This is a genomic window from Pseudomonas entomophila (genome assembly GCF_023277925.1).
GTDB lineage: Bacteria > Pseudomonadota > Gammaproteobacteria > Pseudomonadales > Pseudomonadaceae > Aquipseudomonas > Aquipseudomonas entomophila_D.
Genome location: NZ_CP063832.1, coordinates 3159903 through 3177742, shown reverse-complemented (window position 1 = coordinate 3177742; position 17840 = coordinate 3159903). Strand labels below are relative to the sequence as shown.

General features: G+C 64.1%; 13 protein-coding genes. 4 read left to right on the top strand and 9 right to left on the bottom strand.

The features are described from left to right. Positions 1–63: 63 nt before the first annotated feature. Complete coding sequence (gene lon, locus IM733_RS13990) at positions 64–2484, bottom strand: endopeptidase La (protein ID WP_248917223.1); 2421 nt, start codon at positions 2482–2484, stop codon at positions 64–66. Between the two features lie 99 nt (positions 2485–2583). Continuing rightward, positions 2584–3108, bottom strand: a complete 525-nt coding sequence (locus IM733_RS13985) for a DUF962 domain-containing protein (RefSeq protein WP_248917222.1) — start codon at positions 3106–3108, stop codon at positions 2584–2586. A gap of 90 nt (positions 3109–3198) precedes the next feature. Between IM733_RS13985 and IM733_RS13980 the strand changes: the two genes are divergently transcribed. After that, positions 3199–3885, top strand: coding sequence for a Crp/Fnr family transcriptional regulator (locus IM733_RS13980; protein ID WP_248917221.1), 687 nt, complete (start codon positions 3199–3201; stop codon positions 3883–3885). Here the strand turns inward: IM733_RS13980 and IM733_RS13975 are convergent. The 5 genes from IM733_RS13975 to ttgA form a co-directional block, all read right to left on the bottom strand. After that, positions 3785–4768, bottom strand: a complete 984-nt coding sequence (locus IM733_RS13975; RefSeq protein WP_248917220.1) for a LysR family transcriptional regulator — start codon at positions 4766–4768, stop codon at positions 3785–3787. The genes IM733_RS13980 and IM733_RS13975 overlap by 101 nt on opposite strands. Positions 4769–4947: 179 nt before the next feature. Beyond that, positions 4948–6153: an OprD family porin gene (locus IM733_RS13970; RefSeq protein ID WP_432760428.1), complete on the bottom strand. Its 1206-nt coding sequence runs from the start codon at positions 6151–6153 to the stop codon at positions 4948–4950. A gap of 305 nt (positions 6154–6458) precedes the next feature. Further along, entirely contained in the window at positions 6459–7904 is a 1446-nt protein-coding gene (locus IM733_RS13965) for an AdeC/AdeK/OprM family multidrug efflux complex outer membrane factor (RefSeq protein WP_248917218.1), read from the bottom strand. Further along, positions 7901–11053 (bottom strand): multidrug efflux RND transporter permease subunit TtgB, encoded by a 3153-nt coding sequence (ttgB, locus tag IM733_RS13960; protein WP_248917217.1) that lies wholly within the window; start codon positions 11051–11053, stop codon positions 7901–7903. The genes IM733_RS13965 and ttgB overlap by 4 nt, the downstream gene beginning before the upstream one ends. A gap of 3 nt (positions 11054–11056) precedes the next feature. Continuing rightward, entirely contained in the window at positions 11057–12211 is a 1155-nt protein-coding gene (gene ttgA / locus IM733_RS13955; RefSeq protein ID WP_248917216.1) for a toluene efflux RND transporter periplasmic adaptor subunit TtgA, read from the bottom strand. A gap of 257 nt (positions 12212–12468) precedes the next feature. Here ttgA and IM733_RS13950 point away from each other — a divergent pair, with 257 nt between their 5' ends. After that, a complete protein-coding gene (locus tag IM733_RS13950) occupies positions 12469–13101 on the top strand; it encodes a TetR family transcriptional regulator (RefSeq protein ID WP_248917215.1) in 633 nt (210 codons plus the stop codon). 71 nt (positions 13102–13172) lie between these two features. Here IM733_RS13950 and IM733_RS13945 read toward each other — a convergent pair whose 3' ends face one another. Then, positions 13173–14624: an MDR family MFS transporter gene (locus IM733_RS13945; protein WP_248917214.1), complete on the bottom strand. Its 1452-nt coding sequence runs from the start codon at positions 14622–14624 to the stop codon at positions 13173–13175. A gap of 360 nt (positions 14625–14984) precedes the next feature. Here IM733_RS13945 and IM733_RS13940 point away from each other — a divergent pair, with 360 nt between their 5' ends. After that, positions 14985–15854 carry an isocitrate lyase/PEP mutase family protein gene (locus IM733_RS13940; RefSeq protein ID WP_248917213.1) on the top strand — a complete coding sequence of 290 codons (870 nt, stop codon included), beginning with the start codon at positions 14985–14987 and terminating at the stop codon, positions 15852–15854. A gap of 70 nt (positions 15855–15924) precedes the next feature. On the opposite strand, the gene IM733_RS13935 is transcribed toward IM733_RS13940, so the two are convergent. Further along, a complete protein-coding gene (locus tag IM733_RS13935; RefSeq protein WP_248917212.1) occupies positions 15925–16836 on the bottom strand; it encodes a LysR family transcriptional regulator in 912 nt (303 codons plus the stop codon). Positions 16837–16939: 103 nt separating this feature from the next. Between IM733_RS13935 and IM733_RS13930 the strand changes: the two genes are divergently transcribed. Further along, positions 16940–17815: an MBL fold metallo-hydrolase gene (locus IM733_RS13930; protein ID WP_248917211.1), complete on the top strand. Its 876-nt coding sequence runs from the start codon at positions 16940–16942 to the stop codon at positions 17813–17815. The last annotated feature ends 25 nt before the right edge of the window (positions 17816–17840 follow it).

Genomic DNA, 17840 nt, shown 5'->3' with positions numbered 1-17840 from the left:
CAAGCCGGCTCCTACAGAGGGCCCAGTAGGAGCTGGCTTGCCGGCGAACAAGGCCGCGCAGCGTCAGAACAGCACTTTCGCCACGTCGGCGAAGCGCTTGGCGAAATGCACGGTCAGGTCTTGCTTCAGGTACTCAGGCAGTTCCTCGAAATCCCCCCGGTTGGCCTCCGGCAGGATCAGCTCGAAGAGCTTCTGCCGCCGTGCGGCGATCACCTTCTCGCGCACCCCGCCAATCGGCAGCACCTGCCCGGTGAGTGTCAGCTCGCCGGTCATGGCCACGCCTTTCTTCGGTGCCTGGTCGCGGGCCAGCGACAGCAGCGCGCTGGCCATGGTGATCCCGGCGCTGGGGCCGTCCTTCGGTGTTGCGCCCTCGGGCACATGCAGGTGGATGAACGCCTCGTTGAAGTAGCCAGGCGTGCCACCGAACTGCTTGAGGTTGGAGCCGATGTAGCTGTAGGCGATCTCCGCCGACTCTTTCATCACATCCCCCAACTGGCCGGTGAGCTTGAGACCGCGGTTCAGTGTATGGATGCGCGTGGCTTCGATCGGCAGGGTGGCACCGCCCATGCTGGTCCAGGCCAGCCCGGTGATCACGCCTTTGCCGGCCAGTACCTGCTCGCTGCGGAACACCGGCATGCCCAGGGCGGGCTCCAGGTCCTTGGTGCCGATCTTGAGTTTGGCGTTCGGGTCTTCCAGCAGCTTGACCACCGACTTGCGCACCAGCTTGCCCAGTTGTTTTTCCAGCTGGCGCACGCCGGCCTCGCGGGCGTAGCCCTCGATCACCGTGCGCAGGGCGCTGTCACTGATGCTCAGGCTGTTTTTCGAGACCCCGGCCTTCTCCAGTTGCTTGGGCCACAGGTGGCGCTTGGCGATGGCCAGCTTTTCTTCGGTGATGTAGCCGGACAGGCGGATCACCTCCATGCGGTCGAGCAAAGGACCAGGGATCGAGTCGAGGGTGTTGGCGGTGCAGACGAACAGCACCTTGGACAGGTCCAGGCGCAGGTCCAGGTAGTGGTCGAGGAAGTCGACGTTCTGCTCCGGGTCGAGGGTTTCCAGCAGCGCCGAGGCCGGGTCGCCCTGGTAGCTCTGGCCCATCTTGTCGATTTCGTCGAGCATGATCACCGGGTTCATCACCTCGACCTCCTTCAGCGCTTGTACCAGCTTGCCGGGCTGAGCGCCGATGTAGGTGCGGCGGTGGCCCTTGATCTCCGCCTCGTCGCGCATGCCACCGACACTGAAGCGATAGAACGGCCGACCCAGGGATTCGGCGATGGATTTACCGATGCTGGTCTTGCCCACCCCGGGTGGGCCAACCAGCAGCACGATGGAGCCGCTGATCTCGCCTTTCCAGGCACCGACGGCGAGGAACTCGAGGATGCGCTCCTTGATGTCGTCGAGGCCGGCGTGGTGCTGGTCGAGCACCTTGCGGGCGTGCTTGAGGTCGAGCTTGTCCTTGCCCTGGATGCCCCAGGGCAAGGCGGTGGCCCACTCCAGGTAGTTGCGGGTAACGGCATATTCCGGCGAGCCGGTCTCGAGGATGGCCAGCTTGCCCATCTCGTCGTCGATGCGCTTTTTCGCCTGCTCGGGCAATGTCTTGCCCTCAAGGCGTTGCTGGAACTGCTCGAGGTCGGCGCTGCGGTCGTCCTTGGTCAGGCCCAGCTCCTGCTGGATGACCTTGAGCTGTTCTTTCAGGAAGAACTCGCGCTGATGCTCGCCGATCTGTCGGTTCACTTCAGCGGAAATCTCGTTCTGCAGCCGAGCGACCTCGACCTCCTTGCGCAGCATCGGCAGGACCTTTTCCATGCGCTTGAGCATGGGCACGCAGTCGAGCACCTCCTGCAACTGATTGCCGGTGGCGGAGGTCAGCGCGGCGGCGAAATCGGTCAGCGGCGAGGGGTCGTTGGGGCTGAAGCGGTTGAGGTAGTTCTTCAGCTCTTCGCTGTACAGCGGGTTGAGCGGCAGCAGCTCCTTGATCGCGTTGATCAGGGCCATGCCGTAGGCCTTCACCTCGTCGGTGGGCTCGGCCGGCTGGCGCGGGTATTCGACCTCGACCAGGTACGGCGGGCGATGGTGCTTGAGCCAGGTGCGGATGCGCACCCGGGTCAGGCCCTGGGCGACGAACTGCAGCTTGCCGCCTTCGCGGCTGGCGTGGTGCACCTTCACCAGGGTGCCGTACTCAGGGAGCGCCTTGGTGTCGAAGTGGCGGTGGTCTTCCGGCGGGGTATCCATGAAGAACAGCGCCAACGAGCGGTGCGGGGTGTTGGCCACCAGGTCGAGGGTTTCGGCCCAGGGCTCTTCGTTGACCATCACCGGCAGCACTTGCGCGGGGAAGAACGGGCGGTTGTGGATCGGGATCACATAGACTTTGTCCGGCAACTGCTGGCCGGGCAGGGCGAGGTGGTGGCCGGTGCTGGCCGCTGGATCGAGGTGTTCGACTTCGCTGTGTTCGTCGGGGCGTTCCGGAAAATCCTGCTGGTCGCTCATGGGGCACCTGCGTGAATGGCTATGGTGCTTAGATGGGGCGGTGGTCGGCAGGTTTCAATGGTAGACGAAGGGCAGGGCCGCGCAGCGGCCCCACGGGTGTCAGATCGCTGCTTTCTTGTGGCGCACCGCCACCGGTCCGGCATTGGCTTGCACGGCTCGCTTCAAGTCGGCGCACAAACCGACCATGAAGGCCAGCTCCGCCACCACGAACAGCGGCCCGATGATCAACCCGCTGAGGTCGTCGACGAATGCCGGCTTGCGCCCTTCATACCAGTGCCCGACGAACTGGATGACCCAGCCCACCACGAATGCGCCCAGGCCGGCGCTCAGCCACAAACCGGTGGCCTGCATCGCCAATGCCTGCCCAGCCCATAGGCACAGGCCCAGCAACAAGCCCATCACCAGGCCGAAGCGTGTGTCCAGGCGCAGGTAGAACCACACCGCCCAGGCCGCCAGCGGCAGGGCCGGTGACAACCAGATACCCATGACCTCCCAGCCTGGCCGTGACAGCAGGATACTCACGGCCAGCACGATCAGCGGGATACCGATGAAATGGGTGGCGATGTTGCGTGGGTCACGGTGGTAGGCCGCGTATTGACTCAGGTGTTCGACGAGGTTTTTCATTGTTGTTCCTCCGTTCGGGGTAACGCCAGCTTGTCCCGTTCATCCATCGTCGTCTGTCGCCTGGCCGACAGAGTCCGTTTGCGAGGTGCCATGCACGATCCACGTACCCAGCTGTTGCACGGCCAGTGGTTCCGGCAGTTGCCCGTACATGTTCAGGATAGCCTGCTGGCCCTGGCCCGGTTTCGCGAGCTGGCGCCCGGGCAGCGCCTGTTCCAGCGTGGCGACGCGCCCTGCGGCCTGTATGCGGTGCTCGACGGGGCGATGCGCGTGGGGGCGGTCAGCAGTGAGGGCAAGGAGGCGTTGCTGACCTTGGTCGAGGCGCCCAACTGGTTCGGGGAGATCAGCCTGTTCGATGGCCAGCCACGCACCCACGACGCCTTCGCCGAAGGTGCGACACGGCTGCTGTGGATACCCCAGGCGCCCCTGCTGCACTGGCTCGACCGCGAGCCCTGGCACTGGCGCGAGCTGGCCCTGTTGATGAGCCACAAGCTGCGCTGGGTGTTCATTGCCCTGGAGCAGCAGAGCCTGCTGGCGGCAGCGCCGCGCTTGGCTCACCGGTTGTTGCAGATCGCCGAGGGCTATGGCGAGCGGGATGTGCCGCAGTGGCGCCTGCAGCTTTCCCAGGAGCAGTTGGCCCTGATGCTTTCGCTGTCGCGCCAGACCATCAACCAGATCCTCAGGAACCTCGAGCAGGCTGGCGTGGTGCGCCTGGGCTACGGCGAGGTGGAAGTTCTCGATGCGCCGCGCCTGCGGGCGATGGCACAGCGTCCAGGCTGACCAGCGTATCGATCATCGCCCGGGCGGCGGGTGACAGGCGATAGCCACTGCGGCTGATCACCCCGCAGCGCACGCTCAGCACTTCCAGCCCCGGGGGCAGGTTGCGCCAGTGCAGGCGCACCAGCCGGCCGGCGGCCAAGTCGTCGCCGACGGCCTCCTCGCTGGCGGTGCCAATCGCATCGCTGGCCAGCACCACGCTGCGTAGCACCGCCAGGTGCTCGGTCTGCAGGTGCGGGGTGAAGTCGCTGCGCCCGCTGAGGTTGGCCAGGCGCTTGCGCACTCCGGGGGCGAGCAAGGCACTGGCCAGCGGATAGGCGAACAGGTCGTTGGTCGACAGGCTATCCTTGGCCAGCAATGGGTGGCCGGGCCGACAGAAGAACAGGCCGGGGCGTGGTTTCAGCGGTTCGGTGTGGAAGTTGGGGTCGGCTTCGAACGGGCGAATGTCATCGACGAAGAATTCGATCTGCTCGCGGCGCAGGGCCTGGCCCAGGCGTTCGGCGTTGTCGACCAGCAGCGCGGTGCGGATGCCTGGGTGGTGTTCGATGAAGTGCTGCAACGCTTGTGGCACCAATTGCACGGCTAACGCGGGGCCGCTGCCAAAATGCAGCTCGCCGGCATCGAGCTTGGTCATTTGCAGGACTTCGTTGTTCAGCTGGGCCGCGCCTTGCACCAGGCGCCGGGCGTGTTGCAGTACCACCTGGCCTTCGGGGGTGGGTGGCAGGGCCTTGTGGCCGCGATCGACCAGGCTGCAACCGAGGGCCTGCTCGAGGTTCTGGATGGCGCGGCTGAAGGCCGGTTGAGTGATGCCCATGGCCTCGGCGGCGCGGACGAAACTGCGGTATTCGGTGAGGGCGATGAAATAACGCAGTTGGCGCAGGTCCATGCTCGGGCTCTGGTGGCGGTGATCAGTCCTCGTTTTTAGTGGTTGTTACATATAGCGTCAATAATGGTTTTTGTGAGTTTTTAGTAGATTTTGTTATGTGCATAGTTCGTTCGCCGGCAAGCCGGCTCCTACCTGGGAGCGGTGCGCCATCTTAGCAGCGGGCTTGCCGGCGAAGCGCTTTACAACAGATTCAACGGATAACTCACGATCACCCGGTTCTCATCGAACGCATTGGTACTGAAATCCCGGCGCATGGTCGAGTTGCGCCACTTCACCGACAGGTCCTTGAACGTCCCGGACTGCACCACATAGGCCAGCTCTGTCTCCCGTGCCCATTCCTTGCCGTCGTCCACCGTACTGGTGTGCACGTTGTCGCCCTTGATATAGCGATTCATCAAGGTCAGCCCGGGAACCCCCACGGTGACGAAGTTGAAGTCATGGCGCAGCTGCCACGAGCGCTCCTGGGCATTGTCGAAACTGGCGTTGTAGCTGTCGTTGGCGAGGGTGCCGCCGCTGGTGCCGTTGACCCGCATCCAGGCATCGTCGCCGCTGACCTTCTGCAGGCCGACATAGAAGGTATGCCCTTTGTAGCGTGCCGACAGCATGGCCGAGGCGGTGCGGTTGTCCAGGTCGCCGGCGCGGGCGCTGCCGTCTTCCTTGCCGAGGAAGTAGCCGAGGTTGGCGCCCAGGGTCCAGTCGCCCAGGGGCTGGCTGTGCACCAGGTTGAGGTACTGCTGGCGGTAGATATCCTTGAGCTGGGCGTTCCACAGGCCGACCATCGTGCGTTTGTCGTTGAAGGTGTACTCGCCACCGGCAAAGTTGAAGCGGTCGGAGGTGATGCCGGCGCGGCCCTGCATGAACAGGTCTTCCATGCTTGCGTCGTTGCGCGGGCTGTTGCCGCGGAACTGGCCGGCGTAGAGGGTCAGGCCGTCGAGCTCCTTCGAGGTGAGCTGGCCGCCGCGGAAGGTCTGTGGCAACGAGCGGCCATCGTCGGAGCGCAGGATCGGCAGTACCGGCATCCACTCGCCGACCTTCAGTTCGGTCTGTGACAGGCGTGCCTTGAGCGCCACGCCCAGCCGGCCGAAATCATCCGCCGGTCGACCGTCGTCATGCACGGGCAGCAGATGGGTACCGGCCGTGCCCTTGCCGCCATCGAGCTTGAGCGAATACAGCCCCAGTACGTCCACGCCGAAACCGACGGTGCCCTGGGTGAAGCCGGAGCGGGCGTCGAGGATGAAGCTTTGGGTCCATTCCTCGGCCTTGCCCTGGGGGTTGGCCGGGTCGACGAAGTTGCGGTTGATATAGAAGTTGCGCAGGTTGAGGCTGGCCTTGGCGTCCTCCACGAAACCGCCTTCGGCGGCCAGGGTGGGGAGGGCGCAGGACATTGCCAACAAGCCGGGCAATAGCTGGCGTGCGGGTTGCAAAGTGCTCATCGCTTGGGTCTCTTGTTTTTATTGGGCGAGCTGGGGCGCTGCGGGTGCGGGCCGCAGGGCCTGGCTTCATTTGTGAGAACTTGTGCAACGTTGCGTGGGCGATGGTGCGGGGCAGGGCGGGGGCGAGGCAATTCGTCGTAAGCGGAACGGGGCGATTATCGAACGTAATGTGTGCAGGCCCCATCGCGGGGCCAGTATTGACAGCTAAAAACAACAAACCCACCGCGAGGGTGGGCTTGATGCTGTTACCAGGCTAATCAGCTTTTTGGTGCCTGGATCGAGGCCTGTTGCTGGGTCTGTTCGTACCAGCCGCCACCGAGGGCCTTGTACAGGTTGACCTCGCTGACCAACTGCGACAGGCGATCGCTGATCAGTGCCTGCTGGGCACTGAACAGGTTGCGCTGGGCGTCGAGGAAGGTCAGGTTGCTGTCGATGCCGATGCGATAGCGGCGCTCGGCCAGGCGGTAGTAGTCCTGGTTCGCCGCCACCAGGTCGCGTTGCGCCTGCAACTGCTCTTCGAACGTCTTGCGTGCGGCCAGGCCATCGGCGACTTCCTGGAAGGCGGTCTGGATGGTCTTTTCGTACTTGGCGATGTTGATATCCTTCTGGATCTTCGAGTAATCCAGGCTCGCCTTCAGGCTGCCAGCGTTGAAGATCGGCAGGTTGATCTGCGGCTGGAACAACCAGGTGCCTGAGCCACCTTTGAACAGCCCGCCCATGTCCGGGCTCAGGGTACCGGCGTTGGCGGTCAGGCTGATGCTCGGGAAGAACGCCGCGCGGGCGGCGCCGATGTTGGCGTTGGCGGCCTTGAGCAGGTGCTCGGCCTCCTGGATGTCCGGACGGCGCTGGAGGATGTCGGACGGCAGGCCGGCCGGCACTTCGGCCAGTTGGTCGGCGTTGAGCTCCAGCGGTTTCGGCAGGGTGGCCGGCACGCCGGTGCCCACCAGCACGGTCAGGCTGTTCAGGTCCTGGGCGACCAGGCGTTGATACTGCGACAGCTTGACCCGCGCGCCTTCGACGGCGGTCCGGGCCTGGCTCAGGTCCAGGGCCGAAGCTACACCCACTTCATTGCTGCGGCGGGTCAGGTTGTAGCTTTCTTCGTACGTCTTGAGCGTTTCTTCGGTCAGCTTGAGCAGCGCCTGGTCGGCCTGCCAGGTGTAGTAGGCGTTGGCCACGCTGGCCACCAGGCTGATCTGCGTGGAGCGGCGCGCCTGCTCGCTGGAGAGGTAGGTCTCCAGGGCTTGCTCCGTCAGGCTGCGCACGCGGCCGAACAGGTCCAGCTCGTAAGAGCTGACACCCAAGGTGGCCGAGTACTGGCTGGTGATGTTTGCTTCGCCGGTCTGCGACATGTTCGCCGGCACCCGCTGGCGGCTGCCGCTGCCATTGGCCGACACTGCCGGGAACAGGTCGGCGCGCTGGATACGGTACTGCGCGCGGTAGGCGTCGATGTTCAGCGCCGCGACACGCAGGTCGCGGTTGTTCTCCAGCGACGCCTGGATCAGCTGCTGCAGCGCCGGGTCGTGGAAGAACTGGCGCCAGCCCTGCTCGGCGGCGGCGACGTTGGCCGACTCTGTCGGCGAGTATGCAGGGCCTTGCGGCCACTGCGCGGCTACCGGCGCCTCAGGCGCCTGATAGTCGGGGATCAGCGAGCAGCCGCCGAGGATGAAGGCGGTTACCGCCAGGGACAACAAAGACTTGGTCATTGCCCAGCCTCATAACGTGGAGTTTCAGGGGTGGCGTGCGCTTTCGGTTCTTTGCTGCCGAACAGCGACGACACAGCGACGAAGAATAGCGGTACCCAGAAGATTGCAAGCACGGTCGCACTGATCATGCCGCCGATCACGCCGGTACCGATGGCGTGTTGGCTGCCCGCGCCGGCGCCGCTGGCGATGGTCAACGGTACCACGCCGAGGATGAACGCCAGCGAGGTCATGATGATGGGGCGCAGACGCATGCGGCACGCCTCGATCGCCGCGTCGTACAGGCTGCGGCCTTGCTCGTGCAGCTCCTTGGCGAATTCGACGATCAGGATGGCGTTCTTCGCCGCCAGGCCGATCGTGGTCAGCAGGCCGACCAGGAAGTACACGTCGTTGGACAAACCGCGCAGGCTGGTGGCGAGCAAGGCACCGATGATACCCAGTGGCACGACCAACACCACCGCGATCGGGATCGACCAGCTCTCGTACAGGGCCGCCAGGCACAGGAACACGAACAGGACCGAGAGGGCGAACAGCGCCGGCATCTGCGAGCCGGAGAGTTTTTCCTCGTAGGACATACCGGTCCAGGAGTAGCCGATACCGCTGGGCAGTTCGCCAACGATGCGCTCGACTTCGGCCATGGCTTCACCGGTGCTGTAGCCCGGTGCCGGGGCACCGAGGATCTCGACCGCTTCCACACCGTTGTAGCGCGACAGCTTCGGCGAGCCGTAGCTCCACTCACCCTTGGCGAAGGAGGAGAACGGCACCATCTCGCCCTTGCCGTTGCGCACGTACCACTTCTGCAGGTCTTCCGGGCTCATCCGGGCACTGGGTTCGCCCTGGATATAGACCTTCTTGACCCGGCCACGGTCGATGAAGTCGTTGACGTAGTTGCCGCCCAGGGCGATCGACAGGGTGCTGTTGATGTCGGCGATGGTCACGCCCAAGGCGCTGGCGCGCTCGTCGTCGATGGTCAGCTGGTACTGCGGTTCATCGTTCAGGCCGTTCGGGCGCACCGCGCTGAGGATCTTGCTTTGCGCGGCCTTGGCCAGGAACTGGTTGCGCGCTTCCATCAGTTTCACGTGGCCGACGCCGGCGCGGTCCTGGAGGAACACGTCGAAGCCGGTGGCGTTACCCAGTTCAAGCACCGCTGGCGGGGCGAAGGCGAACACCATGGCGTCGCGGAAGCTGAAGAAGTGCATTTGGGCGCGCTGGGCGAGGGCGAACACACTGTTCTCCTTCGAGCGCTCGTCCCATGGCTTGAGCATGATGAAGGCCATGCCCGAGCTCTGACCGCGACCGGCGAAGTTGAAGCCGTTGACGGTGAACACCGACGACACGGTGTCGCCTTCCTTGTCGAGCAGGTACTCGCGCATCTGGTCGACCACCACTTGCGTGCGCTCGGCACTGGAGCCGGCCGGGGTCTGTACCTGGGCGAACAGTACGCCCTGGTCTTCTTCCGGCAGGAACGCGGTGGGGATGCGGGCGAACAGCCAGATCATGCCGACCACGATCAGGGCATAGGCCAGCAGGAACGGGATCTTGTTGCGCAGGATCGCGCCGACGCTGCGCTCGTAGCCCACGACGCTGCGGTCGAAGTTGCGGTTGAACCAGCCGAAGAAGCCACGCTTGGCCACATGGTGCTCGCCCTTCTTCAGCGGCTTGAGCATGGTGGCGCACAGGGCCGGGGTGAAGATCAACGCCACCAGCACCGACAGGCCCATGGCCGAGACGATGGTGATGGAGAACTGGCGATAGATCACACCGGTGGAACCACCGAAGAAGGCCATGGGCAGCAATACCGCCGACAGCACCAGGGCGATACCGACCAGCGCGCCCTGGATCTGCTCCATGGAACGCTTGGTGGCTTCCTTCGGTGGCAGGCCCTCCTCGGACATGACCCGCTCGACGTTTTCCACCACGACGATGGCGTCATCCACCAGCAGGCCGATGGCCAGGACCATGGCGAACATGGTCAGGGTGTTGATGCTGAAGCCGGCGGCGGCGAGGATGCCGAAGGTACCCAGCAACACCACTGGCACGGTCATGGTGGTGATGATGGTGGCGCGGAAGTTCTGCAAGAACAGGTACATCACCAGGAACACCAGGACCACGGCCTCGATCAGGGTGTGGATTACCCCGCTGATCGATTCGGTGACCACCGGCGTGGTGTCATACGGGAACACGGCCTTCACGCCTGGCGGGAAGAACGGCTCCAAGTCGCTGATGGTCTTGCGCAGCGCCTTGGCGGTGTCCAGGGCGTTGGCACCGGTGGCCAGCTTGACCGCCAGGCCCGACGCCGGCTTGCCGTTGAACTGGGCGCTGATGGCGTAGTTCTCGCCACCCAGGCCGACCTTGGCGACGTCGCTCAGGCGGACCTGGGAACCGTCGTTGTTGACCTTGAGCAGGATCTTCTCGAACTGCTCGGCGGTCTGCAGGCGGGTCTTGCCGATGATCGTCGCGTTGAGCTGGGTGCCTGGCAGGGCCGGCAGGCCGCCAAGCTGGCCGGAGGACACCTGGATGTTCTGCGCGGCCACGGCGGTGCGCACGTCGACCGGGGTCAGCTGGAACTTGTTCAGTTTGGCCGGATCGAGCCAGATACGCATGGCGTACTGGGCACCGAACACCTGGAAGTCACCCACGCCCGCGGTCCGCGAGATCGGGTCCTGCATGTTCGAGACGATGTAGTTGGCCAGGTCGTCCTTGGTCATGCTGCCGTCTTCGGACACCAGGCCGATCACCAGCAGGAAGTTCTTCACTGCCTTGGTGACGCGGATACCTTGCTGCTGCACTTCCTGCGGCAGCAGCGGGGTGGCCAGGTTCAGCTTGTTCTGCACCTGGACCTGCGCGGTGTCGGCGTTGGTGCCTTGCTCGAAGGTGGCGGTGATGGTCATGCTGCCGTCGGAGTTGCTTTCCGACGACACATAACGCAGGTTGTCGATACCGTTGAGCTGCTGCTCGATCACCTGCACCACGGTGTCCTGCACCGTCTGCGCCGAGGCGCCAGGGTAGGTGACGGCGATGGCGATGGCCGGCGGGGCGATGCTCGGGTACTGGTTGATCGGCAGCTTCAGGATCGACAAGGCGCCGACCAGCATGATCACCAGGGCGATCACCCAGGCAAAGATCGGGCGATCGATAAAGAACTTCGACATGGTTTACTCCGCTTTGGCGTCTGCTTTCGCCGTGTTGGCCTGAGCAGGGCCGGCCGGCTTCTTGACGTTGGTGGCCTCGCTGACCTTGACCTCGACCCCTGGGCGCACGAACTGCAGCCCTTCGGTGATCAGGCGGTCACCCGGGTTCAGGCCTTCCTCGATCAGCCAGTCGCTGCCCAGGGTGCGGCTGGCCTTGAGCTGGCGCAGTTCGACCTTGTTCTCCTGGTTGACCACCAGCGCGGTCGGTGCGCCCTTGAGGTCGCGGGTCACGCCCTGTTGCGGGGCCAGGATGGCGTTGGCGTTGACCCCGGCCTTCAGCCGTGCATGCACGAACATGCCGGGCAGCAGGGTGTGGTCGGGGTTGGGGAAGATGGCGCGCAGGGTGACGGAGCCGGTGGTCTCGTCGACCGCGACTTCGGAGAACTCCAGGCGGCCCTGTTGCTTGAACAGGCTGCCGTCTTCCAGCACCAACTGCACCTGGGCCGCATTGTCGCCGGCCTTCTGCAACTGGCCGCTTTCCAGGTCGCGGCGCAGCTTGAGCAGCTCGGCGGTGGACTGGGTGACGTCGACGTAGATCGGATCAAGCTGCTGGATAGTGGCCATGGCGTTGCTCTGGCCATTGTTCACCAGGGCGCCTTCGGTGACCGAGGAGCGACCGATGCGGCCGCTGATAGGGGCCAGCACCTTGGTGTAGCGCAGGTCGATCTGGGCGCTCTTGAGCGACGCTTCGGCCTGCAATCGTTTGGCATTGGCGTCGTCGTATTCCTGCTTGGAGACAGCCTGCTCGTCGATCAGTTGCTTGTAGCGCTCGGCCAGCGAGCGGGTAGCCTGGAGGTTGGCCTGGGCGTTGGCCAGGGTGGCCTCGTAGACGGCCGGGTCGATCTGGTAGAGCTGCTGCCCTTCCTTAACGTCGGTGCCTTCCTTGAACAGGCGCTTGAGAATGATGCCATTCACCTGCGGACGAACCTCGGCCACGCGGTAGGCGCTGGTGCGCCCCGGCAGTTCCGAGGTGAGGGTGAAGGTTTGCGGTTGCACGGTCACGACGCCGACCTGAGGAGCCTGGGGCGCTGGCGCGGCTTCCTCTTTCTTACAGCCACTGAGCAGGGTTGCCAGGGCCACGGCGGAAACCAGGGCGGTTACGGCTGGCTTGAATTGCATGAGGATCCTCGGGTCGCAGGAGCAGGGGAGCTCAAGAATATAGTGGAAGAGTCTTGTAGGAAAAACGCTATCCGGTGGATAAATAGCTTGCTACCGAATATACTTACATTCATGCTTGTTTGTAAATACCGCAGGTGGCAACTGAGTTACCGCCGCGGAACGCTCGAAAATTCCCGGGAGCTGCCCTGAAAGTGCCGACCCCGGCCCGATTCCCGCCCGCCATGCGAGCGCGCGGGGCCTGATGAGGTTGTGCTGCCATGGTCCGTCGAACCAAAGAAGAAGCCCAGGAAACCCGTGCCCAGATCATCGAGGCGGCGGAAAAGGCCTTCTACAAGCGCGGGGTTGCGCGCACCACCCTGGCCGATATCGCCGAGCTGGCGGGGGTGACCCGTGGCGCGATCTACTGGCATTTCAGCAACAAGGCTGAATTGGTACAGGCCTTGCTCGACAGCCTGCACGAAACCCACGACCACCTGGCCCGGGCCAGTGAAAGCGAGGATGAGCTCGACCCGCTTGGCTGCATGCGCAAGCTGCTGCTGCAGGTGTTCAACGAGCTGGTACTCGATGCGCGGACCCGGCGTATCAATGAAATTCTGCATCACAAGTGCGAGTTCACCGACGACATGTGTGAGATTCGCCAGCAGCGCCAGGGTGCGGTGCTGGACTGCCATGAGAGCGTGGCCCTGGCGCTGGCCAACGCCGTGCGCCGCGAGCAGTTGCCCGCCGACCTCGATATCGAGCGTGCCGCGGTGGCCATCTTCGCTTATGTCGATGGCCTGATCGGGCGCTGGTTGCTGCTGCCGGACAGCTTCGACCTGCTGCGCGATGTTGAAAAATGGGTCGACACCGGGCTGGATATGCTGCGCCTGAGCCCTGGCCTGCGCAAATAACACTTTGTGAATGATTGTGAGGAAGTGTTTCCCCTGACCATTAAGCGAATATTACGGTAGACCCTGTAGGCTCAACGGCCGCGCAATTGCCTGTCTGGCAATGCCAGTGCCGCAAGCAGGCCGATCAGCGAGGCGCCTGCGCTTGCCAACAACAGATGCCTGAACGTTTCCAGGAGCCGGGCCTGGGTCGCGGGGTCCACTTCACCGGCCTTGAGGCTGCCCAGCAGCGGGTTGCTGACCATTTCGAACCCACCCTGGTGAAGCAGCGCCAACAATAGGCTGGACATGCACGCCACGCCCATCGCCCCGCCCAGCGAGCGGAACAGGTTGGTGGTGCTGGTGGCCACGCCGATATCCTTCATGTCCACCGAGCTCTGCGTGCCCACCAGCGAAGTGGGGAACTGCAACCCGCAGGCAATCCCGGTCAGTAACATGAACAGCGCGCTCAACAGGCCGGATTGCGGTGGTGTCAGGGCCATGGCGGCGATGGTCAGTGGCATCAGAAGGGCGCCGGTCAGGATCTGCGGTTTATAACGCCCGGTGCGGCTGGTCATCCGTCCGCCGGTGAAAGCGCCAATGGGCAAACCCATGGCCAGGGGCAACAGGTGCAACGCCGCGATGTCGGCACCGGCGCCGGTGATGCCCTGATAGCGCAGCGGCATCAGCATGGTCAACGAGATCGACTGGAAGCTGGCGAAGAAGATCACGCACCAGCACAGCACCGCGACCCGATTACCGAACAGCGCCATCGGCAACAGCGGTTCACCGCAGCGCCGCTCGTGGGCCACGAACACCAGCAACCCGAGCAGCGCACAGCCCAACAGCGCCACTACCTGCCTCGACGACCAGGCATGCCCCTGGCCGACCAGGGTGATGCCCAGCAGCAGGCTGCCCAGGCCGATGATCATCAGCACCGCGCCCAGGTAGTCCACCTGCGCCTCGCGGCGTTTCACCGACAGGCCGTCCAGGGCGCGATGGATCACCCACAGGGCCACCAGCCCCAGCGGCAGGTTGATCCAGAACACCCAGCGCCACGACAGGTACTCGGTCAGCCAACCGCCCAGCACCGGCCCGGCGACGCTGGCCAGGGCGTACATGCTGCTGAAATAGCCCTGGTAGCGGCCACGTTCGCGCGGTGGCACGAAGTCGCCGATGATCGCCTGGCTCACCGACACCATGCCGCCGGCCCCGATGCCCTGGAGTACACGCGCCAGCACCAGTTGCGGCATGTCCTGTGCCAGCCCGCAGGCCACCGAGGCAAGGGTGAACAGCGCGGTGCCGGTGAGGATCATCCGGCGCCGGCCATACAGGTCGCCGAGCTTGCCGTAGATCGGCACGGCGATGGTCATCGCCACCATGTAGCCGGAGATGACCCAGGCCAGCAGGCCGACATCGTCGAACTGTGCGGAAATCGCCGGCATGGACACGGCGACGATGGTCTGGTCGAGGGCGCCGAGGAAGATCGCCAGCATCAGGGCGGTCAGGACGCTGCGCAGGACGGTGGGGGGCAAGGCGGCGGTCACGGGAGTACCTTGTTGGAGTGGTATTGCCGGTTTGAAGTGGCCTGATTGTAACCTGAGTTAGGTAGCTTCCTATGTACTACATGCATCCCCTATGCAAGATCGGCATTGGCACATTCATCCAGAGCTGCATGGGTGCGTGATATCGTGGCAGGGCCGCAGAGGCTGAAATCCGGGGCCTGCACCAGCATGGTGCAGCAATTTGCCGCAGGGTTTCGCGTCACTGTATGTCCACACCTTCTATTCCTCTGCCTGCATGTCGAGCATGACCGCCCTGATGGCGACGGTTGGAACAGTCAGGTAGACCCGATACAGGGGTCGGTTGTCAGCCGTTCACCATTTCTCATTGCAAGCGGAGTGATCATGCCCAAGGCTTCCCACCACGATCTGCGTTTTGCCTTCCGCGAACTGCTCGCGTCAGGTTCGTGCTATCACACCGCATCGGTCTTCGACCCGATGTCCGCGCGTATTGCCGCGGACCTGGGGTTCGAAGTCGGTATCCTCGGCGGCTCGGTCGCCTCGTTGCAGGTGCTGGCCGCGCCTGACTTTGCCCTGATCACCCTCAGCGAGTTCGTCGAGCAGGCTACCCGTATCGGCCGCGTCGCCCAGTTGCCGGTGCTCGCCGACGCTGACCATGGCTACGGTAACGCGCTCAACGTGATGCGTACGGTCATCGAGCTGGAGCGCGCTGGCGTTGCCGGGTTGACCATCGAGGACACGCTGTTGCCGGCCCAGTTCGGGCGCAAGTCCACCGACCTGATTTCGGTGGAGGAAGGGGTGGGCAAGATCCGCGCGGCGCTGGAGGCGCGGGTGGACAGCGCGCTGGCGATCATTGCCCGGACCAATGCCGGCGTGCTGACCACCGAGGAAATCATTGTCCGCACCCAGAGCTACCAGAAGGCCGGTGCCGATGGTATCTGCATGGTTGGGGTGAAGGATTTCGAGCAACTGGAGCAGATCGCCGAGCACCTGAGCGTGCCGCTGATGCTGGTAACCTACGCCAACCCGAACCTGCGCGACGACGAGCGCCTGGCGCGCCTGGGTGTGCGTGTCGTGGTCGATGGCCATGCCGCCTACTTCGCCGCGATCAAGGCCACCTACGACTGCCTGCGCCTGCAGCGTGGCCTGCAGCATAAATCCGATAGCCTGAACGCCACCGAACTCTCGCACACCTACACCCAGCCCGAGGACTACATTCGCTGGGCCAAGGAATACATGAGCGTCGAGGAGTGACCGGCGTGGTGCCTTCGGTTTGACTGACGGCGCTGTATTTATTCCGTCGAACATCTTGAAAGGGCCGGCGTCAAAGCCCCAACCCCTGATCCCACTCCGGTTCATCCCCGAACCGCTGCGCCAGGAAGTCCAGCATGCTGCGCAGCGTCGCCGGCATGTGCTTGCGTGAGGTGTACACCGCATTGAGCGTCAGTTCCCGCGGCCGCGCCTCGGGCAGCAGGCGCACCAGCGCGCCACTGCGCAGTGCCGGGGCTGCCTGGTAGGTCGGTAGCATGGCGATGCCGGCGCTGGCCAGAGCGGCCTTCTGTAGGGTCATGGCTTCGTTGGCGCTGATGTTGCCTTGCACCGGTACCGTGACACTCTGCCCATTCACCTCGAAATGCCAGAGGCTATGGCCGAAGTAGGCATGGGTCAGGCAGTTATGCCCGCTCAGTTCCTCGACCCGCAGCGGCGTGCCGTGCTCGCGCAGGTAGGCCGGTGAAGCGCAGACCACCGAACGGCACACGCTCAGGCGTCGGGCGATCAGGTTGGGGTCGACATCGTTGCTGGTGCGGATCGCCAGGTCGATGCGTTCATCCACCAGGTTGACGGTGCGGTCGAGCATCTGCAGCTCCACTTTCACACCCGGGTAGCGCTTGACGTAGGCGGCCAGGGCGTCCACCAGTTGGGCCTGGCCGAACGAAGTGCTGACGCTGATACGCAACTCGCCGCGCGGGGTGTCGTCCGGCTGGCGCACGGCGTTCTGCAGGTCGCCGGCCAGCTCCAGCAGCTGGCGACAACGCGGCAATGTCTCGAGTCCAGCAGCGGTCAGGCTGAGCTTGCGGGTGGTGCGCTGCATCAGTCGCGCGCCGACCCAGTCCTCCAGTTCCGCCAGGTAGCGCGACACCACCGGCCGCGATAGTTCCAGATGATCCGCCGCCGCCGACTGGCTACCCAGGTCGACGACGGTGACGAATACGCGCATGGCGTTGAGACGGTCCATGATCTGTCCGATTCTAGAAACAAACTATGTCGAAGCATCGCATTTTTTGTATTGGTTCGGGCAACTAAGCTTGCCGTCATCAACTCACACACAGGAATTGCCAATGTCCCTCTTCACCCCCTTGCGTGGCCTGATCCTGGGCCTTGCCGCCCTGGCTGGCCAGGCGATCGCCGCCGAACCGCTCAAGCTTGACGTATACAACCCTGGCCATGATGCGCTGTTTCCGGTCTCGTCGGTGATCGTCAGCGGCGCCCATGACGCCATCCTGGTCGACGCCCAGTTCGGCAAGGCCCAGGCCGAGCAGGTGGTGGAGCGCCTGCGCAAGAGCGGCAAGCAACTGACTACTGTCTATATCAGCCACGGTGACCCGGACTACTACTTTGGCCTGGACACCGTCATCCAGGCATTCCCCAAGGCCCGGGTGGTCGCCTCGGCCGCCACCGTCGAGCACATTCGCAAGACCATGGAGGGCAAGCTGGCCTACTGGGGCCCGCAGATGGGCACCGACAAGCCGGCGAAGCTGGTACTGCCACAGGTCCTCGACGGCAATCGCCTGGAGCTGGAAGGCCAGGCACTGGAGGTCGTTGGCCTGGACGGCCCGCAGGCGGACCGCAGTTTCGTCTGGATTCCCTCGATCAAGGCAGTGGTCGGTGGCGTGGTGGTATCGGAGCACATCCACGTGTGGATGGCCGACACCCAGACCGCGCAATCCCACGCCGACTGGCTGAATACCCTGGCCAATATCGAGAAGCTGGCGCCGCGTACCGTCATCCCGGGGCACTACCTGGGTGACAGCAGCCGTTCGCTGGACGCGGTGCGGTTTACCGCCGGCTACATTCGTGACTTCGATGTCGAGACGGCCAAGGCGGCCAATGCCGATGCACTGATCGCAGCGATGAAGCAGCGCTACCCGAACCTCGGTGAGGACAGCTCCCTGGAACTGGGTGCCAAGGTCGCCAAGGGCGAGATGCAGTGGTAACCCCCTATCAACCTGCTGGAGTTTT

Coding starts and splice junctions, on each gene's coding strand:
- lon (WP_248917223.1), bottom strand. CDS start 2,484: ATGAGCGACCAGCAGGATTTTCCGGAACGCCCCGACGAACACAGCGAA.
- IM733_RS13985 (WP_248917222.1), bottom strand. CDS start 3,108: ATGAAAAACCTCGTCGAACACCTGAGTCAATACGCGGCCTACCACCGT.
- IM733_RS13980 (WP_248917221.1), top strand. CDS start 3,199: ATGCACGATCCACGTACCCAGCTGTTGCACGGCCAGTGGTTCCGGCAG.
- IM733_RS13975 (WP_248917220.1), bottom strand. CDS start 4,768: ATGGACCTGCGCCAACTGCGTTATTTCATCGCCCTCACCGAATACCGC.
- IM733_RS13970 (WP_432760428.1), bottom strand. CDS start 6,153: ATGTCCTGCGCCCTCCCCACCCTGGCCGCCGAAGGCGGTTTCGTGGAG.
- IM733_RS13965 (WP_248917218.1), bottom strand. CDS start 7,904: ATGACCAAGTCTTTGTTGTCCCTGGCGGTAACCGCCTTCATCCTCGGC.
- ttgB (WP_248917217.1), bottom strand. CDS start 11,053: ATGTCGAAGTTCTTTATCGATCGCCCGATCTTTGCCTGGGTGATCGCC.
- ttgA (WP_248917216.1), bottom strand. CDS start 12,211: ATGCAATTCAAGCCAGCCGTAACCGCCCTGGTTTCCGCCGTGGCCCTG.
- IM733_RS13950 (WP_248917215.1), top strand. CDS start 12,469: ATGGTCCGTCGAACCAAAGAAGAAGCCCAGGAAACCCGTGCCCAGATC.
- IM733_RS13940 (WP_248917213.1), top strand. CDS start 14,985: ATGCCCAAGGCTTCCCACCACGATCTGCGTTTTGCCTTCCGCGAACTG.
- IM733_RS13935 (WP_248917212.1), bottom strand. CDS start 16,836: ATGGACCGTCTCAACGCCATGCGCGTATTCGTCACCGTCGTCGACCTG.
- IM733_RS13930 (WP_248917211.1), top strand. CDS start 16,940: ATGTCCCTCTTCACCCCCTTGCGTGGCCTGATCCTGGGCCTTGCCGCC.